This is a genomic window from Halobacillus sp. ACCC02827 (assembly GCF_030291935.1).
Taxonomy (GTDB): Bacteria; Bacillota; Bacilli; order Bacillales; family Halobacillaceae; genus Halobacillus.
In genome coordinates this window covers 2717755-2742368 of the sequence record NZ_CP128168.1, presented here as the reverse complement: position 1 = coordinate 2742368, position 24614 = coordinate 2717755, and the positions used below count along the sequence as shown (strand labels likewise).

28 protein-coding genes are annotated in these 24614 nt (G+C 45.2%); 24 read left to right on the top strand and 4 right to left on the bottom strand.

All coding sequences use genetic code 11. The features are described from left to right. Positions 1–45 precede the first annotated feature (45 nt). Both QRD89_RS14570 and QRD89_RS14565 read right to left on the bottom strand, forming a co-directional pair. Positions 46–1167 (bottom strand): LCP family protein, encoded by a 1122-nt coding sequence (locus QRD89_RS14570; RefSeq protein ID WP_286095558.1) that lies wholly within the window; start codon positions 1165–1167, stop codon positions 46–48. Between the two features lie 197 nt (positions 1168–1364). Beyond that, positions 1365–2828, bottom strand: coding sequence for an APC family permease (locus tag QRD89_RS14565; protein ID WP_286095557.1), 1464 nt, complete (start codon positions 2826–2828; stop codon positions 1365–1367). A 354-nt stretch (positions 2829–3182) separates the two neighbouring features. On the opposite strand from QRD89_RS14565, the gene QRD89_RS14560 reads away from it, so the two are divergent. Then, positions 3183–4226: a glycosyltransferase family 4 protein gene (locus QRD89_RS14560; RefSeq protein ID WP_008635524.1), complete on the top strand. Its 1044-nt coding sequence runs from the start codon at positions 3183–3185 to the stop codon at positions 4224–4226. A 79-nt stretch (positions 4227–4305) separates the two neighbouring features. Here QRD89_RS14560 and QRD89_RS14555 read toward each other — a convergent pair whose 3' ends face one another. Further along, a complete protein-coding gene (locus QRD89_RS14555; RefSeq protein ID WP_008635527.1) occupies positions 4306–5319 on the bottom strand; it encodes an LCP family protein in 1014 nt (337 codons plus the stop codon). Positions 5320–5336: 17 nt separating this feature from the next. Further along, positions 5337–5978 carry a YigZ family protein gene (locus tag QRD89_RS14550; RefSeq protein WP_026578198.1) on the bottom strand — a complete coding sequence of 214 codons (642 nt, stop codon included), beginning with the start codon at positions 5976–5978 and terminating at the stop codon, positions 5337–5339. A gap of 189 nt (positions 5979–6167) precedes the next feature. On the opposite strand from QRD89_RS14550, the gene QRD89_RS14545 reads away from it, so the two are divergent. From QRD89_RS14545 to prfB, 23 genes are all read left to right on the top strand, one after another. After that, on the top strand, positions 6168–7307 hold the full coding sequence (locus tag QRD89_RS14545; RefSeq protein WP_008635532.1) for a sensor histidine kinase: 1140 nt from the start codon (positions 6168–6170) through the stop codon (positions 7305–7307). A 164-nt stretch (positions 7308–7471) separates the two neighbouring features. Beyond that, positions 7472–8149 (top strand): response regulator, encoded by a 678-nt coding sequence (locus tag QRD89_RS14540; protein ID WP_008635534.1) that lies wholly within the window; start codon positions 7472–7474, stop codon positions 8147–8149. A gap of 209 nt (positions 8150–8358) precedes the next feature. Next, positions 8359–9204, top strand: a complete 846-nt coding sequence (locus QRD89_RS14535; RefSeq protein WP_062514288.1) for a DegV family protein — start codon at positions 8359–8361, stop codon at positions 9202–9204. A 48-nt stretch (positions 9205–9252) separates the two neighbouring features. Next, the gene (locus tag QRD89_RS14530) at positions 9253–10656 is read left to right on the top strand and encodes an ATP-dependent helicase ComFA (RefSeq protein ID WP_502875578.1); all 1404 of its coding nucleotides are present in this window, start codon (positions 9253–9255) and stop codon (positions 10654–10656) included. 128 nt (positions 10657–10784) lie between these two features. Then, positions 10785–11318, top strand: coding sequence for a ComF family protein (locus tag QRD89_RS14525; protein ID WP_286095556.1), 534 nt, complete (start codon positions 10785–10787; stop codon positions 11316–11318). 70 nt (positions 11319–11388) lie between these two features. Further along, positions 11389–11814, top strand: a complete 426-nt coding sequence (locus QRD89_RS14520) for a TIGR03826 family flagellar region protein (protein ID WP_286095555.1) — start codon at positions 11389–11391, stop codon at positions 11812–11814. Positions 11815–11891: 77 nt separating this feature from the next. After that, a complete protein-coding gene (gene flgM / locus QRD89_RS14515) occupies positions 11892–12155 on the top strand; it encodes a flagellar biosynthesis anti-sigma factor FlgM (RefSeq protein ID WP_008635552.1) in 264 nt (87 codons plus the stop codon). 12 nt (positions 12156–12167) lie between these two features. Then, a complete protein-coding gene (locus tag QRD89_RS14510) occupies positions 12168–12662 on the top strand; it encodes a flagellar protein FlgN (RefSeq protein ID WP_008635553.1) in 495 nt (164 codons plus the stop codon). A gap of 20 nt (positions 12663–12682) precedes the next feature. Further along, positions 12683–14221 carry a flagellar hook-associated protein FlgK gene (gene flgK, locus QRD89_RS14505; RefSeq protein WP_286095554.1) on the top strand — a complete coding sequence of 513 codons (1539 nt, stop codon included), beginning with the start codon at positions 12683–12685 and terminating at the stop codon, positions 14219–14221. Between the two features lie 18 nt (positions 14222–14239). After that, a complete protein-coding gene (flgL, locus tag QRD89_RS14500) occupies positions 14240–15121 on the top strand; it encodes a flagellar hook-associated protein FlgL (protein ID WP_286095553.1) in 882 nt (293 codons plus the stop codon). A 70-nt stretch (positions 15122–15191) separates the two neighbouring features. Continuing rightward, positions 15192–15743: a DUF6470 family protein gene (locus QRD89_RS14495; protein ID WP_286095552.1), complete on the top strand. Its 552-nt coding sequence runs from the start codon at positions 15192–15194 to the stop codon at positions 15741–15743. Positions 15744–15745: 2 nt separating this feature from the next. Beyond that, the gene (gene fliW, locus QRD89_RS14490; protein WP_008635557.1) at positions 15746–16192 is read left to right on the top strand and encodes a flagellar assembly protein FliW; all 447 of its coding nucleotides are present in this window, start codon (positions 15746–15748) and stop codon (positions 16190–16192) included. Beyond that, on the top strand, positions 16179–16406 hold the full coding sequence (gene csrA, locus QRD89_RS14485) for a carbon storage regulator CsrA (RefSeq protein ID WP_008635559.1): 228 nt from the start codon (positions 16179–16181) through the stop codon (positions 16404–16406). The genes fliW and csrA overlap by 14 nt, the downstream gene beginning before the upstream one ends. Before the next feature lie 156 nt (positions 16407–16562). Then, positions 16563–16916 (top strand): flagellar protein FlaG, encoded by a 354-nt coding sequence (flaG, locus tag QRD89_RS14480; RefSeq protein ID WP_026578203.1) that lies wholly within the window; start codon positions 16563–16565, stop codon positions 16914–16916. A 12-nt stretch (positions 16917–16928) separates the two neighbouring features. Then, positions 16929–18464: a flagellar hook-associated protein 2 gene (locus QRD89_RS14475; protein ID WP_286095551.1), complete on the top strand. Its 1536-nt coding sequence runs from the start codon at positions 16929–16931 to the stop codon at positions 18462–18464. 16 nt (positions 18465–18480) lie between these two features. After that, positions 18481–18870: a flagellar export chaperone FliS gene (gene fliS / locus QRD89_RS14470; RefSeq protein ID WP_008635562.1), complete on the top strand. Its 390-nt coding sequence runs from the start codon at positions 18481–18483 to the stop codon at positions 18868–18870. Further along, positions 18870–19220, top strand: a complete 351-nt coding sequence (fliT, locus tag QRD89_RS14465; protein WP_008635569.1) for a flagellar protein FliT — start codon at positions 18870–18872, stop codon at positions 19218–19220. Before fliS ends, fliT begins: the two co-directional genes overlap by 1 nt. Positions 19221–19233: 13 nt before the next feature. Further along, positions 19234–19614: a DUF8042 domain-containing protein gene (locus QRD89_RS14460; protein WP_286095550.1), complete on the top strand. Its 381-nt coding sequence runs from the start codon at positions 19234–19236 to the stop codon at positions 19612–19614. Between the two features lie 259 nt (positions 19615–19873). Further along, positions 19874–20431 (top strand): ribosome hibernation-promoting factor, HPF/YfiA family, encoded by a 558-nt coding sequence (gene hpf / locus QRD89_RS14455; protein WP_008635578.1) that lies wholly within the window; start codon positions 19874–19876, stop codon positions 20429–20431. Between the two features lie 44 nt (positions 20432–20475). Next, positions 20476–20616, top strand: coding sequence for a hypothetical protein (locus QRD89_RS14450; RefSeq protein ID WP_286095549.1), 141 nt, complete (start codon positions 20476–20478; stop codon positions 20614–20616). Between the two features lie 20 nt (positions 20617–20636). Continuing rightward, positions 20637–20801 (top strand): hypothetical protein, encoded by a 165-nt coding sequence (locus QRD89_RS14445; RefSeq protein ID WP_161484909.1) that lies wholly within the window; start codon positions 20637–20639, stop codon positions 20799–20801. Between the two features lie 120 nt (positions 20802–20921). Next, positions 20922–23435: a preprotein translocase subunit SecA gene (secA, locus tag QRD89_RS14440; protein ID WP_008635580.1), complete on the top strand. Its 2514-nt coding sequence runs from the start codon at positions 20922–20924 to the stop codon at positions 23433–23435. A gap of 72 nt (positions 23436–23507) precedes the next feature. Then, positions 23508–24612 (top strand): peptide chain release factor 2 gene (gene prfB / locus QRD89_RS14435; RefSeq protein ID WP_152413350.1). Its coding sequence is split into 2 segments (ribosomal slippage): positions 23508–23579 and positions 23581–24612, totalling 1104 coding nucleotides; the frame shifts between segments, so codons are not numbered across the junction. The last annotated feature ends 2 nt before the right edge of the window (positions 24613–24614 follow it).

Below are 24614 nucleotides of genomic sequence, written 5' to 3'. Positions count from 1 at the left end.
GTATGATGAAAAAAAGCGCCCGCATTATTTGCGGGCGCTGCTTCGTTATTGGGAATAATAGTTGTCTTCTTCATACTGCGAGTCCGATGAGTTGTATTCATTGGACTGGTTATAGCCACTGTCGGTTTCTTCGTAACTAGATTCATTCGTCTGGCCATTTCCTTGTTCAGCTGGTGGATCGAGATTCAGAGCATCTCTCAATTTCGTTTGAACATCAAAGAGACTCTCCTCATCAGGAGTGAAGTAATACAGTCCATCCTGCAACCGTTCATTGACACCTTCAATTTCAAATGTCTTCGCATTAGACTCGGAAGAGAAGGCTTTCTGAATCGCGTAAATTTCACGTGGACTCAAATTCGTTTGAATGTTCTTCCCTAAAATATCAGTAATTTCTCCAACTTTAAAGATGGTACCGGCTGAGATAGCCTCGTCCATGGCGGCCTTGATGAATTGTCTCTGTCTTTCATCCCGTGGATAGTTGACGGCGGCTGCCTGTTTTCTCATCCGAACAAAGGCGAGGGCTTCTTCTCCATCCATCTTTTGTGGTCCTGCTTCAAATTCAATTCGTTTATCATGATCGAGGTGGCTCCGTTCCCAGAACCCTTCTTTGACATCAACCGTTACTCCTCCAAGTGCATCAACAATTTCAGTGAACCCTTGGAAGTTTACGGTGACATATTTATCTATAGGAATGCCTAGCTCATCTTCAATCGTTTCAACCGCTAAGCGTTCGGCCCCGTATCCGGAAAGTTCCCCGATTGAATAGGATGCGTTTAATTTATGGTAGCCAGCATACTCTTCCCCGACTTTGGATGCAGGTAGTTCAATCTGCGTATCCCGCGGTACAGATGTCATCGTCACTTCATTCGTTTTTGGATCGAGTGTCATGACAATTTGGGTATCCGCCCGCCCGGCTTGTCCGTTTGTGGAGTAATCTTCTACTCCAAGGAGCAGAATAGATATTGGATCATCCCCGATATCTACGGCTTCTTCCCGCAGATCAGACTTCTCGCCGCGATCTAACCCTTCAAAAGATGCTGTATAAACTTGGGAAACGTAATAAAAGCCGCTCCCTACTAATAGTCCAAGTAATAACAGGACGAACACGAGCCTTCTTATCTTTTTCTTTCGGCTGCGCCTTCGAACGCGTACAATTCGTTTAGCCAATGGTTACACCTCAATTCTTAACCTCTCGATGTTCTATTCTATCACAATTGTCGATAATGGAAGAACAAGTTACACAGGTGTATAGATTTGTAATTTATTTGTCATATTATCCCGAATTCTGAAACTTTCACGTTGTTTTTCCGTCTAAATCTATAACAAAAGCAAAGAACCTTCCTGTTATAAGGAAGGTTCTTTTATTAATCGATTTCTTCTTTTTCAAAAATGAGGTAGTTCATTTCTTTGCGGCTGATGCTGTTGTAACGTTTAGCATTAAAGAGATAAAAGGCGAGTCCGATCATAATCCAAACACCGAGAGCGATGTAGGATTCCCTTCCTAGTGCTGCGGGAGACCATGGCAGCAGGAGCAAGGCGAGGAACCCGATGGAGCTGATTATTCCGATCAAGGACAATGCTTTCCTTCCGGGGGCAACGGTTTTAGGGAAGCTCCCGGGTCTATCTTGTTCCGACCACGCCAAAAATTTATAAGCTGCAGCGGTACAGAAGAAATATGCGACAGCTACACCAGTCGAAGACATGTCTACGACCCACAGCAATGCCTCTCTGCCGAACCACGGGGCAAACAGACAAAAGAACATCGTAAATAGGATGCCGATGTATGGCGTATTATATTTCGGATGAAGACGCCGGAAAGCATCTGGGAGAATTCGGGCGCGGCTCATAGCAAACGTCAGTCTGCTTGACGAAATGTAAAAACCGTTCAATCCAGTAAATATTCCCATACAGACAGCCAGGGCAATAATGAAGACACCGGCTCTTCCAAGGTAACTTTCAATCGCATCTCCTGTCCCCCATACCGATCCCGTGTCTTGTATATAGGTAAGAAGTTCCTGCCATGGCATGGAGCTCGCTGTCACCCAGATCATTATACTGTAAGCGAGTCCGGCTGCGAGAAGAGACCAGATAATCAATCCGAAGGCTTTCTTCGGCTCGAATTCGAACTCTTCTGCTGCCTGGGGGATATTATCAAATCCTACATAAGCAAAAGGAGCCAGGGCTAATATTGTTAAAATGGAACCAATTGGTGTCTTATCAGGCGAGAATCCAGGAGACATATTGGTAAGGCTCGGGCCCTCCGTCAGGATTGCTCCGATCGCGAGCAGCACAATTCCGGCAATGAGCAGCATGCTGAAAAAGAATTGTGTACGCCCGGAAAAGCTCGCTCCACGGATGTTTAATAATGCGAATATAATAAGAGCGATACTGGCAATAGCAATTTGAATGATGGATACGTCATAGCCCGCCACTGTGTATAGGTTTCCGGTATGGACGAATTCCGGAAAAAGAAATTTAGCGAGCAGAGCCAGCGCTGATGCATTCAATGCAACGATACAAATATAACCAAGTGTTAAAAACCAGCCGGCGAAAAAAGCAACCTTTCGACCGAATCCTATATAGGCATAGGCGAATTCCCCTCCGGTTACGGGGAATTTCTCAATCAGAAACCCGTAGCTGACGCCGATAATCATCATCAGGACAGCTCCAAGAAGAATACCGATCGTCACGCCCATAGGCCCTGCTTGATTAATCCAATCGGTAGGCAGCACAAATGCTCCCCAGCCAATGGCGGAACCAAAGGCAATAGCCCAGACCCAGTGAGGCTTAAGGGATTTTTCTAATTTTTTTCTTTCTGACGTAGTCATGGTGTCATAATCCTCCTAAAGATTTAAAACATACTTTCCGAACTTATAGAGTATAAAAGACTGGTGCAAACAAAACGAATTCAAACGAAAACATTCAGAATTTAAATATAAATGTGAGAGGATTAGAAGGGTGATAAAAAGGGGATAAGCCAGATGTGGAAAACCATTTGCCATTTTTAGTAAATGGGTGGCGGAATTTTAAAGAAATTGTTATGTTTGACATGAAATTGTTGTGCTATAATTCTTATGGTTAATATGTCGTGGACAAAGGGTTCTTATTCGGATCCATTTGGAAAAAATATTAAAGCTTACGACATACAGGGAGAGGACATAATAAACCGGAGGAGGGTCTTTATGGAATACAAGGCCTTGCTGTTTTGCTTGATTGCATCTGTGCTCATCACACCGCTCGTCAAGAAAATGGCATTGAAGATAGGTGCTACAGATAAACCGAACCATCGAAAAGTACACAAAAATGTAATGCCGCGGCTTGGCGGCTTAGCTATTTTTCTCAGCTTTGCATTGGGGATAATTTTCTTCTTTCCGGAAAGCTCCTACACTTGGCCGGTGCTGATCGGTGCGACAGTGATTATTATTACTGGTGTCGTTGATGATATGCGAGAGCTTTCGGCTAAGGTAAAGCTTGCCGGACAGCTGCTTGCAGCTGCGATTGTTGTTATCGGCGGCGTTCAGGTCGAGTTCATCAATTTACCTTTCGGAGGCCAGCTTGATTTTGGATATTTGAGCATACCGATTACTATTTTATGGATTGTGGGCATTACTAACGCCATCAATCTCATAGACGGCTTGGACGGCTTAGCCGCAGGTGTTTCAGCTATTGCCTTACTGACGATTTCCGGTATCGCCATCACGATGGGGAACGTATTCGTTGTTTTTGCCGGTCTGATGATGCTTGGAAGTACACTTGGCTTCCTTGTCTATAACTTTTACCCCGCTAAGATCTTCATGGGCGACACAGGAGCACTTTTTCTCGGGTTTATGATTAGTGTGTTGTCTTTACTCGGCTTTAAGAACGTCACGTTGTTTTCCTTCATTATTCCAGTCATCATTCTCGGTGTACCGATATCTGATACGCTGTTTGCAATTGTACGTCGAATTATTCAGCGAAAGCCGCTTTCGGCACCTGACAAATCTCACCTGCACCACTGCCTCCTTAATTTGGGATATAGTCATCCCGAAACGGTATTGATGATTTATGCAGTCAGTGCTTTGTTCAGTCTTGCGGCAGTTATCTTCTCCCAGGCAACGATCCTTGGAGCCATGGCTGTTATTCTGGCACTCATTATTATGATTGAACTGATTGTCGAAGTTACAGGATTAATTGGAAAAGAATACCGACCGATTTTGAACATGATACGCGATCGGAATCGAAGATAAAAAGAAGGTGCGCCGGCTAATGCCGGGCACCTTCTTTTAATTATATCTTATTGCCTGGGAAATAATTTCTGCAAAGACTTCATTCATTCGGCATGGCTTGCTCTTCTCCAGAAGACGGACTGAGTTCCGGCTCGTCCGTTTCTACAAATGGTTGATCCATGTCGAGATGTGTCTTTAATGAACCAATCGTTGTCGTCAGGCTCTCCTGGTCGACTTGATAATACCATCCACCATTTATATACATGCCTTCTCCATCCAACTGGAGTTTATCGAAATCAAGTCCGTCCTTTTGTAACAGATAGTCTTTGAAGGATATCATTTCATCAAAGGTCAAGTTCGTCTTCATATTCTCACTGACCGAAGTGAGGATGCTGTCCATATTGTTCAGGGAACGGGTAGAAATTGTTTCACTGATGATCTCCTGGATAATGTCCATCTGCCGCTGTCCTCGTGCAAGATCGCTGTCGTATTTGCGTGTCCTAGCCAAGGCCAGGGCTTCCTCTCCATTCAAGAGTTGAACCCCTTCCTCCAGTTTAATGACACCTGCTTCCCGGGAGCTGTCCTGTTCTGTCATATCGAATGGGACGTCATAGGTAATGCCGCCGATGGCGTCGACGATGTCAACGAAAGATTGGAAATCGAGCCGGACATAATAATCGACAGGAACATCCAGCATTTGCTCCACGGTTTCTACTGTTGCATCCACTCCGCCGAACGCATGGGCGTGGGTGATTTTATCCTGATAGCCGACCTCTGGAATGTAGGTATAAGAATCCCTTGGGATATTGACCATCTTTATGGATTTGTTTTCATCATTGAATGTTGCGAGGACAAGAGCATCAGAGCGTGAGGGTGCCTCGGCTGCAGTTTCATCTACCCCGACGAAAAGGACGGAAATGTGGTCGGACCCCGGGTTTACAGCTTTCGTTCTTTTTTCTGATTTATCTCCCCGGTCTAATTCCTGGTGGGACTCCGTGGCAGTCTGTTTGACCTGATCGGTTAAATAAAGAGCGTATCCACCGGCAGCGCCGATGGCGATCAGCAATACGAAAAATAGAGACAAAAGGAAAATTCTTGTTTTTTTCCTTTTCATATCATAGACGGGCTCCTTTACTCGGGTTTGACATCCTTTTCTACATAAGAAGTTGTACCCTCATGGATTTCAGCCTGTGCGCTTGTCAAATCGGTCATCCATGAGATAAATGCTTCTTCTTCTCCACTTACTACATATACTATCAATTCCACATTTTCGAGATAATTAACCGTTTCGAGTGTATATTTGGAATTCCTTACTTCGTTTTCCACTTTTCCAAGTAAGTGATATTCCACTTTTACCTTTATTTCTTTCATTAACTGCCTCTTCACTACACCGGTCGTATTGATGGCAGCAGAGGCCGTAGAGGAATAGGCGCGAATGAGACCGCCCGCTCCGAGTTTTATACCACCGAAGTAACGGGTGACGACAACGGCTGTATCTTTAAGCCCCTTTTTCTTAAGTACTTCAAGCATCGGCACGCCTGCTGTGCCGCTTGGCTCTCCGTCATCGTTGGCTTTTTGTATCAAATCATGTTCTCCAATCATATAGGCGGAGCAGTTATGGGTTGCATCACTGTGTTTCTTCTTGATTTCCTGAATGAATAATTGTGCTTCCTCTTCTGTTTCGCAGCGTTTCACATAGCCGATGAAACGGGATTTTTGAATGACGACTTCTTCTGAACCTTCCGGCTTTACGGTATAATACGTTTCTAACATCGATTAACAAACCTCCTGTATTCAATTATATAGAGGGAAGGAATAATCGGCAATCTCGGGGAACTAATTACATAGGCTGATAAAAGAAGTATTTGCTATATACTTTTTTGTTCATTGTTCAGCGAACACCCCCACAAATGGACATGGGCCATACGAATGATTATGTGAATATTGATGGAGGGACTTGTCATGAGCGAAAGGAAAAATGGGGATATCGCCCTTGACTATATTATTAATGAAATGGTCGAGACGGTCACCAACAGTAAGGATGAGATATTTCAAATTGGTGAAGAATCCCGGAGCGAATTCGAAACACTGAATAAAGAGCTTGCGGAAACAAAGGACCAAGTGCTCACTCTTATTGAGGAGGGAGACATTCTGGACCGAAAAGTACGTTTCTCGCGTATACGCTTATCCGAAGTTAGCAAAGAATTCCAGAAATATTCAGAAGATGAAATCCGTAAAGTTTATGAACAGACGCACGCTTTGCAGATGGATCTATCCATGAAACGAGAAAAAGAAAAACAACTGCGTGAACGCCGGGATGACATAGAAAGAAGGCTGCGCAACCTGGAAGAGACGATTGGGCGGGCGGAGGCCTTGAGTGGAAAGATTTCGGTCGTCCTCAATTATTTGACAGAAGACTTCAAGCATGTGTCCGATGTGCTTGAGACTGCAAAAGAAAAGCAGCAGTTCGGCCTGCAGATCATTGAGGCGCAGGAGGAAGAACGCCGGCGCTTGTCCAGAGAAATCCATGATGGGCCGGCACAGATGCTGGCGAACGTGATGCTGCGGTCCGACCTTGTCGACCGCACATATCGTGAACGGGGCATTGAAGAAGCGATGGCAGAGGTAAAGAGTGTCCGATCTATGGTTCGGTCTGCTCTATACGAAGTGCGCCGCATTATATACGACCTCCGACCAATGGCGCTTGACGATCTCGGTTTGATTCCTACACTTAAGAAATACCTCACAACGGTCGAAGATTATAATGAAGGAATGGTTTTCTCCTTTACATCTTTCGGTTCTGAGGAGAGGTTGGAGTCCAAGTACGAAGTTGCACTTTTTAGATTAATACAGGAAGCCGTCCAGAATGCCGTTAAGCATGCAGAAGCAAAAGAAGTTAAAGTGAAAATTGAGATTCAGCCCCACGCGGCAACCATCATTGTGAAAGATGATGGGAAAGGCTTCGACCCTTCGGCGAAGAAAGAGAAGTCATTCGGGTTGGTCGGAATGAGGGAACGTGTCGACATGCTCGAGGGGGACCTTCATATCGATTCCAGCCCTGGAGAAGGGACCATTGTCACGATCCATTTACCAATAAATTGATATTCTATACAAAAACTATGTAAATGGACGTGTATCGTTTATAATAGAAATAGGATTAGGGTAGATCGACCAAACACAGATAAAGATAGATGTAGACAGAGAAGGAATAGGTTTCAGGGGAACGTGAAAACCATTCTATGTATAAGAATCAGGAGGAAGTAATCATGACGACCAGAATAGTCCTAATCGACGATCACAAATTATTTCGGGAGGGCGTAAAAAGAATTTTGGATTTTGAATCCAGTTTCGAAGTCGTGGCAGAAGGCGACGATGGAGATACAGCCCTTCAAATCATCGAAGAATACATGCCGGATGTTGTGTTAATGGATATCAACATGCCGAGCATGAACGGAGTCGAGGCGACTGCGGAGATTACAAAGCGTTATCCGGAAATGAAAGTGATCATTCTTTCTATCCATGACGACGAAAACTATGTGACTCATGCGTTGAAAACTGGTGCGCAGGGGTACTTGCTGAAAGAGATGGATTCAGACGCTTTGATTGAAGCAATCAAAGTTGTAGGGGCAGGCGGTTCTTACCTGCATCCGAAAGTGACTCATAATTTAGTTGCGGAATATCGCCGCCTTTCTGAGACGAAAGGAAGCAGCGCATACCGTACGATCGAATACCGTAAGCCACTTCATCTCTTGACCCGTCGCGAGTGTGAAGTGCTTCAGCTTCTTGCCGATGGAAACAGTAACCGAGGTGTAGCAGAGTCTCTGTACATCAGTGAGAAAACCGTTAAAAACCATGTGAGTAATATCCTTCAGAAGATGAATGTCAATGACCGTACGCAGGCCGTTGTTACAGCAATAAAGAATGGATGGGTAGAAGTTATTTAACCCACTCTGACCTTTGGAAACAAGCGGGTCGTTTTTCAGGCATACGAAATGTATACCTGAAAAACGACCCCTTTTTTGTAGATGGGGCCGGTGTTAGTTTTCTGATGCATTGTTACACCCCTTCATGTAAAATAAGAGGAAGAAGAAGCTGGAAGGTTTTCGTGCATAGTTAGAGGAATGTTAAATATTAAAGCAAGGAGTTGAATCGGATGAAAACAGCGGTAATTACGGATAGTACAGCATATTTACCGAAGCAGGTCCGACAGACGAATCATATACATATGGTGCCGTTAAACGTTATTTTTGGAGAAGAATCGTACCAGGAAGAGATCGATATTAAAGCAGATGACTTTTATGACATGGTAAGAGAAGGGGGGAAGCTTCCTAAAACATCCCAACCTGCTATTGGATTGATGACGAAAAAGCTGGAAGAGCTTGCGAAAGAGTATGATGCGGTCGTTGCCATCCATCTTTCGAGTGGAATCAGTGGTACATACCAGGCGATGGTGACAGCAGGTGAAATGGTAGAAAACATGGAAGTGTATGTTTTCGACTCAGAGATCAGTTGTCACATGCAGGGCTATTATGCTCTTGAAGCGTCTGAGTTGGCTGCGAATGGTGCGACACCGGGTCAAATTCTGAGTCGCTTGGAAGAAATGAAAGCGAGCATGCGCGCTTATTTCATGGTGGATGATCTCAGCCACCTTCACCGCGGTGGGAGATTGAACGGCGCTCAAGCGTTTGTTGGAAGCCTGCTGCAGGTGAAGCCTGTGCTTCATTTCGTAGATAAGCAAATTGTTCCTTTCGAAAAGATCCGTACAAATAAAAAAGCGATCAAGCGAATTCTCCAACTGTTTGATGAGGACGTCCGCAATGGCGGGAACTACCGTGCTTGTATCATTCATGCCAACCGTCCTGCGGAAGCGGAGCAGATTAAAGAAGAACTGGAGTCTTCCTATGATAATGTGGAAATGTCTGTCAGTTACTTCGGCCCTGTCATCGGTACGCACCTGGGTGAGGGAGCGATTGGTCTGGGTTGGTACCGCCGGTCCTGAGGATAAAGGGAGCCTGTTTGTGAGACTCAAACAGGCTCTAATTATCACATGGAAGGTGAATCAATGGTGAAATTATGGTTGAACAAAAAGAAAGACGATTATTCCTGGCTCCCGCACGATTCCCCCGCTCATACCACTCCGGAACTGGCTGGAAAATTGTTGTTGAAACACGAGCTCCCTTTTGATACACCTCCTCATTATGTTACACCTCTCTCATCTATCGAAATGTCTTGGTCCGGTTACCTTTGTCGGAGGTGCGGCAATTCGTCTCCCCATCTTTTTGGAAACATGCCCCATTGTGGTGATACTTGCACGTACTGCCGTTCGTGCATTCAAATGGGGAGGGTGTTATCTTGTGAACCCCTCTATTACGGAAGTCCTAACGTAACTTGGCCGTTTTTTTCATCCCCCTGCAAATGGACAGGCAGACGCACAGTCTCCCAGGATAATGCTGCCGAAACCATCCGCGATCTCGTTGACCGCGGATCGGGGGAACTGCTGGTTTGGGCCGTTTGTGGAGCGGGGAAAACCGAAATGCTGTTTTCCGGCCTTTCCGCTGCTCTTGAAGCAGGTAAAAGAATCTGCCTTGCCACTCCTAGAACGGATGTTGTACGCGAATTACTTCCACGTCTTCAGCGGGCATTTCCTGATGTTCCAATTCAGGGGTTGTATGGAGAAAGCCCGACCAAAACTAGCGATGCTCCTTTTCTAATAGCAACGACCCACCAACTTTACCGCTTTGCACGTGCTTTCGACTTTTTAATCATTGATGAAGTCGACGCTTTCCCTTACCATAACGATCCGAATCTTCATTACGCTTCCAGACGCGCAGCCAAAACAGATGCTGCTATCGTCTATTTGACAGCTACTCCTCGCAAAGCGGAAAGAAAACGCATTCGCAATAAGTCCCTTCCTGCCGTGTTCATTCCAAAAAGATTCCACGGCCACCCTCTTCCAGTTCCCATATTAAAGCTCCTTTTCCATTTAAATTCCTATTTAAAAAAGGGAATGCTTCCACCGAAAATTTTACAAATGATTGCCGAACAACAGACGTCTTCTCGGCAGCTGCTTCTATTTCTTCCATCTATTAAAAAAGCGGAAGAGGTTGCACGAATGCTTAAGCAATTAGGTTATTGTGTGACGGCTGTCCATGCGGATGATCCGGACAGGGCGGCTAAGGTGGACGCATTCCGTGAGAAGAATTACCGGATGCTTGTTACGACGACGATCCTGGAAAGAGGCGTTACTTTCCCTTCGGTTGATGTGTATGTAATTGATGCCGGTCACGCCGTATTTGATGAACCGGCACTCGTACAAATTGCCGGCCGAGCCGGGCGGAGTCCGGAAGACCCGGACGGGGACGTGTACTTTTTTCACGCAGGCAAAACCGACGATATGTTGGATGCGGTAGATTCGATTCTTTATATGAACAAGCTTGGCAGGAAATTATGAAGTGTCTGATCTGTCACGGGGAGATTATTCCTGATGTAACATGGGTTACTTTTTGGAGACTTCCTGATAAGAAACAATGCTGTCGATCCTGCTCCCATGCTTTTAGGATAATTGAGAATCCCGGTTGTTTGAAGTGCGGGCGTCCGGATGGAGACGGCATCTGTCCGGACTGCCGGCAGTGGCAGGTTACGAATCCCGGCTTACTCGAATGGAACCGGTCTGTTTTCAGCTATGAAGAGGCTGCAAGAGATTTCGTGGCGCGGTGGAAGTATCGGGGGGATTATGCTCTTTTGGAGGCATTAATACCAGAAGTTCAGCGGATTTTTAAGCGTGAGCAACTTGGCGAAGTCTCATTTCTTGCCGTTCCTTTAAGTATAGAAAGAGAGAAAGAGCGTGGGTTCAATCAGTCAGAAGCAATCATTCATCATCTTGGTCTTAAGCCAATCCATGCATTCAAGCGTGTTCATTCAGGGAAACAGGCGAAGAAGGGCCGCCAAGGACGACTTCGCGGCATCAATCCTTTTTCGCTGGTGACAGAAGTTGATGGTCCCTGCGTGATCGTCGATGATATCTACACGACAGGAAGGACCATCCGCCATATGGCAGCCCTTCTGAAACAATCGGGTTGCCCGGCGGTCTATTCTTTTACGCTTTTTCGATGAATATACTCTCCGGACTTTGGAATCTCTTTTTTCTGACGATATAATATAAAAGAGAGATTTGGGAGGCGGAATGATGGGAGAAGTGGCGAATTGTCCTAGATGTAACGGCATTTTCATAAAAGGTTCTTCGGTAGTTTGTCCGAACTGTAAGCAGAAGGAAGAGAGCGATTTTCAAGCCGTGTACACTTTTATGCGTAAAAAACAGAACCGGACGGCTGTGGTGGCAGAAATTGTTGCTAAGACTGGCGTTTCGGAGGAGAGAATCAGGCAGTTTGTAAAACAAAAGCGCCTGCATCCCTCCCAATTTCCGAATTTAGATTACCCTTGTGAGAAATGCGGGACGTCGATATCTGAAGGTAGAATCTGTAAAGGATGCCGGGAAGATATCACGCGTGGTGTTGCTGTCGATGAAAGAAATAAAGCACTTGAGGATCGAAAGCGTGCAGCTGAGAAAGAGCGTGTGAGCAGGACTTATTATTCAGTAGAAAATGATTAATAAGGCATATTAAACTACAAAAGAACGATACCGATAAAAGAGGTAAATACAACCGGACTGGAAACGAGGTGAACACGATGAAAATCAACGGGCCGAATTCCACTAATTTTAATCCCTATCAGAAACAAATCCAGAAACAACAGGACGTCCGTATGCAGCAGAAGAATGATCAGCTGCACATTTCCAAGGAAGCGAAGATGATGCAGGAGGCGGACAAGCCGGATCAAGCCCGCATGAATCTCATCGAGAAGATCAAAGCAGATATTGATTCTGATCAATACAAGGTAGATACGAATGCGGTTGCTAAGAAAATGCTCGATTTCTGGTCAACCAAAGAATAAAGGAGAACGGATATGACAGTAAATGCGATCGTTGAAGAAATGGGACGCCTGCAACAGCTGCATGAGAGTCTCCTCGCGTTGTCGACGCAAAAGACAAGTGCTTTAAAATCTAATGATACAAAGGCAATTCAGCAGCTGTTGACTAAAGAGCGTAAACACATTCAGGCGATAGAGAAAATAGAGAAAGAACGCAGGACAGCCGTCGACAGCTGGCTTCACAAAACAGGAATGAATATGGATAACCCTACGGTTTCCGCCATTTGTGAATGTCTTGAAGGGCAGGATAAGCAGATGCTGGAAGGAGCATATGAGTCGCTTCTTCATGTTCTTGCAGACTTGAAGAGTCAGGAAGAGTTGAATGCGGAACTTACAAAGCAGTCCTTGCAGTTCGTTTCCCTATCCCTGGATCTTCTGCAGCCATCCATTCAGTCGATGAACTATGCTCAAAACGAAAACCCAGGTGATAGTGGTGCGCCGAAGCGCTCGCTGTTTGATTCCAAAGCTTAACAGAAGAGGAGCAAAAGAATATGGTATCAACTTTCCACGGACTGGAAGTGGCAAAGCGGGGACTCTACGCCCAGCAGTCCGCTTTATACACGACAAGCCACAACATTGCTAATGCGAATACAGAAGGATATACGAGGCAGCGCGTAAATTTTGAGCAGACTGGTCCTTTTCCTCCTGCTTCAAGGAACCGACCGCAAATACCCGGTCAGGTGGGAAGCGGAGTGCAGGCAGGCTCCATCGAACGTGTACGTACGGGATTCCTCGATCACCAATTTCGTGGGGAAAACAGTAAATCCGGCTATTATGACTCCCGCTCGGAAGCGTTGGGCAGATTGGAGACGGTCATGAATGAACCTTCTGAGGATGGCTTGTCTGCAACGATGGACCGCTTTTGGAAATCTCTCCAGGATTTATCCACGAATCCGGAGAATTCCGGAGCAAGGTCCGTCGTAAAACAACGGGGCGAAGCAGTAGCGGATACGTTTAATTACCTCGCGGGCACCCTTCAGACGATTCAGAAGGATATCAAACAGGAAACACGTGTGACAGAGACAGAGATCAATTCGATTGCCAATCAAATCAACAACATCAATCGGCAGATTTCAGAAGTCGAGCCGCACGGCCTTGTTCCTAATGATTTATATGACGAACGGGATCGCCTCATTGATCAGCTTTCCAAACATGTGAACGTTCAGGTAAGCTACGAAAACACGGCGGATTCGGCAAGTCCTCTGGCTATGGGGAATGTAACAATTTCGTTAGTTGACAAGGACGGTCAGGATTTGACTCCAGCAGCGAAACTTGTTGATGGAGCTGTTAATGAAGTGAATACTGTCCAAGTTTCTTACGAGAACGGAGGACCGGCAGCCAATGGTATACAAATAGGAGAAGAGACGTATTCCATTGAAAGTTTTGGATCTCAGGGGAAACTGAAAGCATTGATCGAATCAGGCGGGTATATCGAGGCTGGAGAACAGAAAGGAACGTATGCAGAGATGCTTTCCAAGCTTGATCGGATGGCGACTGGTTTTGCTGACGCTTTCAATACGATTCATAAAGAAGGACAGTCTCTGAACAGTATAAAAAACGGGGATGCTGTTCCTGATTTCTTCGCTATTGATATGACCGAAGTAAATGAAGATGGTGTAGTAGAAGGAATTGCGGGCAGGCTGTCTCTCACGGATGAGATCCAGACAGATCCGGATCATATCGCAGCAGCAGGAGCCTTGCAGACAGGGAACGGAGAAAATGCTCTGAGACTCTCTGAAGTGCAGAACGAAGCTAATGCCCTTTTTGGAGAAGAGACGTCATTAAACAGCTTCTACCAATCGATGATAGGAACGATGGGCGTAGAAGCACAGGAAGCATCACGCATGTCCAGAAATGCCGGCACGTTGAAATCAGCCGTGGATGAGCAGCGGCAGTCAGTCAGCTCGGTTTCTCTCGATGAAGAGATGTCTAACATGATTAAATTTCAGCATGCCTATAACGCAGCAGCCAGAAATATCACTGTCATAGATGAGATGCTCGATACAATCATCAACCGGATGGGTGTGTAGAAAGGAAGGTGAACCTAAATGCGTGTTACGCAATCCATGCTGTCGAACAATATGATGCGCAACTTGAGCGACAGCTACCGCAATATGGGAATATACCAGGATCAGCTTGCAACTGGGAAGAAAATAAGCAGGCCGTCTCAGGATCCTGTTGTTGCAATGAAAGGAATGAATTACCGCTCTCAAGTAGAGGAAGTAGAGCAGTTCCAACGGAATATCGGCGAGGTGCACAACTGGATGGACAATACGGACTCCTCTCTTGATAAGGCGACGCAGGCAATGCAGAGAATACGAGAGCTGACGGTACAGGCGAGTAACGATACATATGAAGAAGGACAACGCACCGCTGTCGCTAAAGAAATACGTCAGTTGAAAGAACACCTCGGTACGATAGCTAATACGAAGGTGAACGACAAATATATTTTCAACGGGGCAAATACGCTGGAAGCGCCTTTTGATATCAGTGATTTGGAAAATTCCGGTCCGCCGAGTTCAGATCCGGTCCTCATCGAAGTATCTGCTGGAGTAAAAATCCAAACGAACGTCACAGGAGGAAATGTCTTCAATCAGGATTTGTTTCAGGACTTGGAGAACTTTGCATCAGTCCTTGAAGGAAACGGTACCGAAGAGGAGCTTGGCAGCTTTCTTGATACCTTTGACGGACATATCAACAATATCGTAAACGAACGCGCAGACCTTGGAGCTCGGATGAACCGTGTTGAGCTGATTGAAGACCGTCTGGAGACGCAGAAAATCAGTGCGACGAAAATGATGTCCGATAACGAAGATGCCGATATAGAGAAAGTAATTACGAATTTAAAGACACAGGAGAGCATCCACCGGGCTGCAATGGGCGTCGGTGCGAGGATCATCCAGCCAACACTGATGGACTTCCTGCGCTGACGAATATCACTAAAATAGGAAGCTTTCTCTGGTATAGAGGAAGCTTCTTTTTACGAAAGGGAAGAGAAACATGGGCGTCCCGCAAATCCAATTACAGACCTCTCCGGGGAAGATCAGCCTTTCGACAAAGAGACCGGAACAAACAATCCGTCAACCAAGGGCCGAGCAGTCGATAGAACAACCTAAAGCTGATGTAACCATACGCCAGAAAAAAGGGAAGCTTACGATTGACCAAACGAATGCATGGCATAACATCGATTTAAAAAGTTCCCCTGTACGTACAAGAGAGCTCGCAGGGATGGCAAGGGAAGACCTGCTGTCAGGGATCGCAAGGGTGGCCGGCGAAGGAGACGAGCTGATGAGGATTGAAAACGGCGGCAGTCCAATTGCCGATCAAGCTCAGAGTAACAGCGGCTATGACTTCACTTTCACCCCTGGCGGCCGTCCTGTCTACGAACTCGTTGCTCTTTCTTATGAGCCTGGGAAAGCGGAAATTTCCGTGACACCAAGGAAACCAATAATTGAAACCGTGCCCCATAAACCAGAACACATCTATAGAAAGGGGGCTGTCCAAGTGGAGATGGCCCACTATCCAGAATTGAAGATTGATTGGAAGGTGTAAGCATGTATATACAGACAAAATATTTTTCTGAGTTGGAAGTAACGGACAGCGATCTTTTAGTATTCGCCCATGGTTTGCCCGGGTTTGAAGACTATCATCAATTTGTTTTACTTCCAATCGATGACACTGGAACCTACTTCGTATTACAGTCCGTCGAAGAAGCGGATGTAGCTTTGATCGTAACGAATCCGTACCTTTTCTATAAAAATTATTCTTTCGATTTTGATGAGAAATCTATGGGGATTAAAGGACTGGAAGAAGTAGCGGTGTACAGTGTCGTCACGTTAGAAGATCCGTTTGAGAAATCTACGTTAAACCTTCAGGCACCGATCGTTATCAATGTCAGGACAAAAGAGGGAAAACAAATCATTTTGAATGATTCCGTCTACCGGACGAAACATGAACTTCTTCAGGAAATAAAAGGTGGTGGCAATCATGCTCGTTCTTAACAGGAAGGAAGGGGAGTCGCTTCGAATTGGCGACGATATTATTGTCACGATTACAGCCGTCGAAGGTGGTCAGGTGAAACTTGGTATCGAAGCCCCGAAAGATATCGCCATCCACCGCGAAGAAATTTATATCTCTATTAAGGATGAAAACAAGGCAGCAGCCTCTGCTCCCGATCATATGCTCGATTTGTTAAAAAGCTTCCATACGGATTAATTCATCGCTGGAGGTATTGGAGGTAAAAGGGTATAGTCGGTGTCTTGGTTCAGATTGTATATAGGTAAGCAATTCTTTTCTTCCCCGTTCTATTAAACTAATTTCTCTTATTCCGATATTATTATAAAGCGAATGAGATTTAAGGAGTTGTTCGGTGTGGATATAACTAAGCATCAATCACTTCTGCAGAGCAGTATGCCCCTTAGTCCTACAACAACCGCTCAGAAGCAAGGTTCAGTCGCGCAGGAAGGTTTACAAAAAGCGGTCTACTTTTCCGATCGGAATGAGAAAGAGAAAGTGAAACAAATGGTGGAAAGTGTAAATGAGTTTCTGAAACCGGTAAGAACTTCGCTTCAGTTCCAATTTCATGACAAGCTTGGCGAGTACTATGTAACCGTCGTTGATAATGAAACGAGAGAGGTCGTTAAGGAAGTGCCTCCGAAGAAGCTTCTTGATATGTACGCGGCGATTGCAGAGAAGCTGGGGTTCCTTGTCGATCATAAAATATAAGCAGGTGATCATATGAGTGATATGCGAATTGGCGGTCTTGCATCCGGAATGGATACAGATCAGATTATAAAAGACTTGATGAAAGCGGAACGTATGCCGCTAGACAAAATGGAGCAGAAACGGGAGTGGCTCACTTACCAGAGAGACTCCTATCGTGATGTGAACAAGCTGCTTTCGGAATTGGATGAAATGGCGTTCGATATGCGGTTGGAACGCACCTATTCCCAAAAAACGACAAGCTCATCGAGCGATGCTGTGTCTGCAACAGGGACCGCGACGGCAGATAATGGCAGTTATAAAGTAGAAGTGCTGGCACTTGCTGAACGGGCTTACAACTACAGCGAGAGCCGCATAACTAATGGAAGCTTCGATCCTGATGATGCACTTCAAAATCAAAAAGACAATTTTATAAACGGACTGACACTGGATGAAGCCTTCTCGATTACGACCTACAATGCGGAGGGAGAAGAAACGACAGTGTCCTTCGATGTATCCGGGGATAAGTCGTTGAATGACTTGTTAAAGGAAATCAGTGATTCGGATCTTGGTGTCCGGGCTTTTTATGATAAAGGTGCAGACAAGGTAATGATGGAGCGTACCGTAACAGGAAACTTTAATAAAGACGAAAACAATTTTCTTGGTGCGGAAATCGGCTTTAATGGAAGTACGGCTCCTTTTCTAGCCGATACACTAAATATTAAGAACGGGTCAAATGATGGGACTGGATGGGTTTTAAATGAGAAAGGCGGGACAGATGCCCGTTTCAAATACAATAATTCCTTTGAAATGACGTCACACACAAACGATTATAGTTTAAACGGCATGAATTTCACCTTCCACGAAGTCGGGACGTCTACGATCAGTGTTTCCAATAACGTCGATGACTCCTTTGATAAAGTGAAAGAGTTTGTTGATAAATATAATTCCATCATCGAAGACTTGAATGGAAAGCTTCAGGAGAAGCGTTACCGCGACTTTCAACCGTTAACAGCAGAACAAAAAAAAGCAATGGAAGAGAACGAAATTGAATTATGGGAAGAGAAATCGAAGAGCGGGATGCTTAGAGGCGATTCCGTCATCAGTAGTGCTCTGAGTAAAATGCGCCAGAATTGGTACACTCCCGTGGAGACAGGTGGTGCGTTTACCCAGCTGGCCGACATCGGCATTAAGACCTCCTCCAACTATCTGGATCGTGGGAAACTGGAAATTACCGAGGCGGACCTTCGTAAAGCACTCCAGGAGGATCCATCCTCCGTTCGCCAGCTCTTTGCAGGAACGGAAGAGAAGCCTGGTATTGCGCGCAGGTTGGAGGCGACGATGACGGAAGCGGTCAAGTCGATTGAGAGCAAAGCCGGAAAACCGACGAGCCTGGACAATAATTTCCTGCTGGGGAGACAGATCAAGGATATCAATGAGGAAATGACAGATTTCGAGGACCGTCTGACATCCATAGAGGATAGGTACTGGAGGCAATTCGGCGCAATGGAGAGTGCCATTCAGAAGATGAATTCCCAATCCGCATATATTATGCAGAACTTTTTTAATTAAAGGAAGTGTTTGATAGATGTCTATTCAAGCGTATCAAAACAACTCTGTTTCCACAGCTTCTCCCGGGGAACTGACGCTCATGCTTTATAATGGCTGTATTAAGTTTATTAAAGCCGGGAAAAAAGCGATGGAAAGCAACGAGATCGAAGCAAAAAATACAAACATTCAAAAAGCCCAGAAGATTATCCAGGAGCTGATGGTCACCATCGACGATCAGTATGAGGTATCGAAACAGATTCTTCCACTCTATGATTATATGAACCGTCGCTTGATCGAAGCGAATACGAAAAATGATACCGGCGTTCTTGATGAAGTTCAAGGAATGGTGGAGGAGTTTCGTGATACTTGGAAGCAGGTGCTGCTTGCTGACAGGAAACTTCAGCATGGTTCCGGCGGGAATGCTTGATGTGTGTGTGGGAGCAGTTTCTAACAGTAACGAAAGAACTGAAACACACTGTAGAACAGCCCGTAACGGACCAGAATAGAGCGGGAATCATTGCAGATATTCAGAAACTTTTAGCGAAAAGAGATGATTTGCTTCCCCATCTTCCTCAGCCTTCTCGATCAGAGCAAGAACTGGTTAGAGCTGTCGGTAACCATGATCTTGTGATTAATCAAAAGATGGAGTTTCTTTTTGAAGGGTTAAAAAGGGATATGCGGAACATGAAGAAGCAGAAAAAATCAAAACAAAGCTATACAAATCCGTATCAAAGCATTTCTGGTTATGACGGGATGTATCTGGACCATAAGAAGTAGAATAGGTGATTATTTGAAAGCTTTGGCAGAAGCTCAGCACTACTTGCTTATCCAATATGACAACCTAATACATACAGTCAGTGAAGGGTTGGAATATGTGGAAAAACAAATCTGTGATGGAGGTTCATTCAGGACACCAGTGGTTTTCCAGGATATCCTGGATGCCTTCATCCAGATGAACCACACCCATGAGCAGATAGCAGACATCTTCAACGAAGAGGGGATGCACCTGCTTTTAGAAGAATTCAGTCGGATGATCATTCATTTACAGGCATGGTTTGATGAAGATACAGAAGAAGGGAAAATACTTCTCCTTCGTACCCGGATCATTCCAAGTTATGAAGCTTGGAAACTGGACGTTCAGCGGTATCTGTATCCATATGTCTGCCATTAATAGAGAGAAACAAGTCCGTCCTCTTCTTAGTAAGGGGGCTTTTTTAAGTTCTCCTTTGATAGAAGAAACACCCTCTTCCACCCGATGTTTATATTTTTCTACTTAATGCGACCGTCGAAAATCAACGTTTTTCCCTCCGATTGACACCTTCCAGCAATTACCGACACAAATATGACAAAATATTTAGAAAGTTTATGCAGGAAAGGCCGTGGGTATGGTAGAATATATATCACATAAGGATGAAAGGAGGACACTTCTGATGCTACAATACAACATTCGTGGTGAAAACTTGGAAGTGACGGATTCTATCAAGGATTATGTGGAGAAAAAGGTGGGCAAGCTTGAACGCTACTTTGACACTCCCCCGACTTCCGAGGTACACGTAAACTTAAGTGTCTATAATGATGAGCAGACAATCGAGGTAACGATCCCGATGAAGAATTTACTTCTTCGTGCCGAGGAACATAACACAGATCTATATGCTGCCATCGACCTTGTGGTAGATAAATTGGAACGACAGATTCGAAAGCATAAAACGAAAGTGAATCGCCGTTTCCGCCAAGAGGGTGCTCCGAAATACGTCTTTGCTGAACTTGAACGCGAGTCTCAGCAGGGCCAGATCCAAGATGAGAATGAACTCGATGTACAAATCGTAAAAACGAAACGTTTTGACTTGAAACCGATGGACAGCGAAGAAGCGGCTCTTCAAATGGATATGCTGGGTCATAACTTCTTTGTCTTCACAAATGCAAGCACCGACGAAACAAATATTGTCTACAAACGTCGGGATGGCCGTTATGGCTTGATCGAAACTTAATATAAGAAAAGATGCTCCTCCTGCTCCGGCAGGAGGATTTTTTAATGTTTGTAGAGTTTGATGTAGCAATTCTTCCTTTTTTATACGCTGAAAAGGGAATTTCCGACATGAAAACCGGTGAAGAATTGATATTTGGCTCCTCGCTCCAGTCTTATTTATGTAGTATAAACAGTGTAGATGATTAATTAGATGAGGAGAGGATGGAATGATGTGCAACGAATGCAGGGATGTTAAGGAACGTTTGAAAAGACAGGAAGATACGATTGCCCAACTGGTTACGATTATTGCCGCCACTAACCGCCGTGTCTCCGATATGGATCAGTTTCTCCACGAGCCACTAAAAGAGGAAGTAACCCCCTCCCCAATATAATATTTCCACACAAATTCCTCATTTGTCTCCTTTATTGTCAGTCTGCTTCTCTTAGTGTTATGATAGGACATGGATTACACTATTTAATGAAGATAGGAAATCAATAGAGGAGCGGTTTCAATGCTTGGAACGTTAAAAAAAATATTTGGCGATGGAAATAACCGCCAACTCAAAAAGTTAGAAAAGGTTGCCGACGATATTGAGGCAATGGAATCACAAATAGAGAAATTATCCGATGAAGAACTGACAAATAAGACAGCTGAATTTAAAGAGCGTTATGAGAAAGGCGAGAAGCTGGATGATATGCTTGTCGAGGCATTCTCGGTCGTCCGGGAAGCTTCTAAGCGTGTTCTTGAGATGCGTCCCTTCAAAGTCCAGCTTTTAGGCGCGCTCGCTCTGCATGAGGGTAACATTGCAGAGATGAAGACAGGGGAAGGTAAAACTCTTGCTTCCACAATGCCTGCCTACTTGAACGCAATTACAGGAAAAGGTGTACACATCATCACGGTCAACGATTACTTGGCCAGCCGTGACGCGAAGGAAATGGGTGAGCTGTTCCAATTCCTCGGATTGACTGTCGGTCTTAACCTGAACGGGATGTCCAAGGAAGAGAAACGTGATGCTTATCTGGCTGATATCACGTACGGAACGAATAACGAATTCGGGTTTGATTACCTGCGTGACAATATGGTGCTTTATAAGGAACAGATGGTCCAACGTCCGTTACACTATGCCATTATTGACGAGGTCGACTCTATTCTAATTGACGAAGCACGTACGCCGTTGATCATTTCCGGCTCCGCTTCAAAGTCTGCAGACTTGTATCAGTCTGCAAACTCGTTCGTCCGTCTTCTTGAGAAAGAAGAGGACTTTACGTATGATGAGAAAACGAAAAATGCCCAGCTTACAGAAGAAGGTATTAATAAAGCAGAACGGTTCTTTAAAATTGAGAACTTGTTCGATTTGTCCAACGTCTCTTTGATTCATCATATCAATCAGGCGCTGAAGGCCCATTCTTCTATGCACCGTGATACGGACTATGTCATTGAAGACGGAGAAGTAGTCATTGTGGACCAGTTCACAGGCCGTCTGATGAAGGGACGCCGGTACAGTGATGGTCTTCACCAGGCTATCGAAGCAAAAGAAGGCTTGGAAATTCAAAATGAAAGCCAGACGCTTGCCTCCATCACATTCCAGAACCTTTTCCGTATGTACGAGAAGCTTTCCGGGATGACCGGTACAGCAAAAACAGAAGAAGAGGAATTTCTGAACATTTATAATATGCGTGTTATTGTAATTCCGACGAACCGCGACATTGCGCGTGATGATAAGCCGGACCTCGTTTATAAAACGATGGATGGAAAATTCAAAGCGGTAGTGGAAGATATCAAACAGCGTTATGATCTTGGGCAGCCTGTCCTTGTCGGTACCGTTGCTGTCGAGACGTCTGAAATTATCTCCCGTTACTTGAATAAAGCCGGCGTTCCGCACAACGTCCTCAATGCGAAGAACCACTTCAGAGAAGCGGAAATCATTGAGAATGCAGGTCAAAAAGGTGCGGTGACAATCGCAACTAACATGGCCGGTCGTGGAACGGACATCAAGTTAGGCGAAGGCGTCAGAGAGCTTGGCGGACTGGCTGTCATCGGTACAGAGCGTCATGAATCACGTCGGATCGATAACCAGCTCCGTGGTCGTTCCGGTCGTCAAGGGGACCCTGGTATGTCCCAGTTCTATCTGGCGACGGATGACGAATTGATGCGGCGCTTCGCCTCAGACAATATTCGCAGTATGATGGATCGTCTCGGTATGGATGATTCTCAACCGATCGAAAGTAAAATGATCTCCCGCGCTGTTGAATCTGCCCAGAAACGGGTGGAAGGAAACAACTTTGATGCTCGTAAAACCGTTCTTTCCTATGATGATGTGCTTCGCCAGCAGCGTGAAGTTATCTATAAACAACGATATGAAGTGCTGACTTCTGAGAACCTGCGTGAAATCATAGAACAGATGATAGAACGTGTCGTGTCTCAAACAGTCGATGTTCATACGGCAGATGACGAGGACGAAAACTGGAACCTGGAAGCAGTTGCAGAGTATTTGAGAGCTAACCTTCTTCAGGAAGGGGACGTTACTGCTGATGACCTGAAAGGTAAAGATCCGGAAGAAATGAAGGAACTGATCCTCGATAAAGTCAAGCTGCGCTATGACGAGAAGGAAGAAGAGCTTTCATCCGAACAAATGCGGGAATTTGAGAAAGTTATCCTGCTTCGTTCCGTCGACCAGAAGTGGATGGATCACATTGATCAGATGGACCAGCTTCGTCAAGGAATTCATCTGCGTGCTTATGGGCAGAACGACCCACTTCGTGAATATAACTTTGAAGGCTTCCGTATGTTTGAACAGATGATTGCAAACATTGATGAAGAAGCGGCCCGTTATATTATGAAAGCGCAGATTCGCAACAACCTTCAACGACAGGAAGTTGCGCAGGGGGCGAAAGCCGTCTCCGGCGGCGGGGAAAGCAAGGAAGCGAAGAAGAAGACCCCTTTCGTGAAGAAAGATACAGTCGGTCGAAATGACCCTTGTCCTTGCGGAAGCGGTAAGAAATACAAGAATTGCCACGGTCAATAAGGTTGAAGACACTCTCTTTATATAAGAGGGTGTCTTCCCTTGTGTGTTAGATATTAAGAGGAGTGATCATTTATGGATATGGCAGAAATTCGCCACGAGTTAGATAATACAGCTAAGAGATTAGCGGACTTCAGGGGGTCTCTTTGACGTCGATCATAAGAAGACCCGCATTGCAGAATTAGAGGAACAAATGACAGAGCCTGGTTTTTGGGACGACCAAAACACGGCTCAAAAAGTCATTGACGAGGTGAACGGGCTGAAAGGTTTAGTCCACACACTGGAAGCACACGAGGAATCCCACGAAAACCTTGAAGTTTCCTATGAGCTTGTAAAAGAGGAAGCGGATGAGGAACTGCTGGAAGATCTTATACAAGAAGTCCAGCAGCTCTCTAAGGATTTGAACGAGTATGAGCTTAACATTTTGCTCAGCGAGCCTTACGACAAAAATAATGCGATTCTCGAACTTCATCCCGGTGCAGGTGGAACAGAGTCACAAGACTGGGCGAGCCTTCTGCTGCGTATGTACACCAGGTGGGCAGAGAAGAAAGGTTTTTCCGTCAGTACGATGGATTACCTTCCGGGAGAAGAAGCTGGTGTCAAGAGTGTCACGCTTCTTATTAAAGGTCATAATGCGTACGGCTACTTGAAAGCGGAAAAAGGCGTTCATCGCCTTGTACGGATATCTCCGTTCGATTCCTCGGGCCGTCGTCACACATCTTTCGTATCGTGCGAAGTAATGCCGGAATTTAATGACGAAGTGGAAATCGATGTGAAAACAGAAGATCTTAAGATCGATACGTATCGTTCCAGTGGTGCCGGCGGGCAGCACGTTAACACAACAGATTCCGCTGTCCGGATTACCCACCTGCCAACGAATACAGTTGTAACCTGTCAGTCTGAGCGTTCTCAGATCAAAAACCGTGAGCAGGCGATGAAGATGTTGAAGGCAAAGCTCTATCAACTTGAGATTGAGCGTCAGCAGCAGGAGCTAGACGATATTCGTGGAGAACAGAAAGAAATCGGCTGGGGAAGTCAGATCCGTTCTTACGTCTTCCACCCGTATTCAATGGTGAAAGATCACCGGACGAATATTGAAAATGGAAATACACAAGCTGTCATGGATGGAGACCTTGATAAGTTCATCAATGCGTACCTTCGTTCTCAAATGGATAAATGATA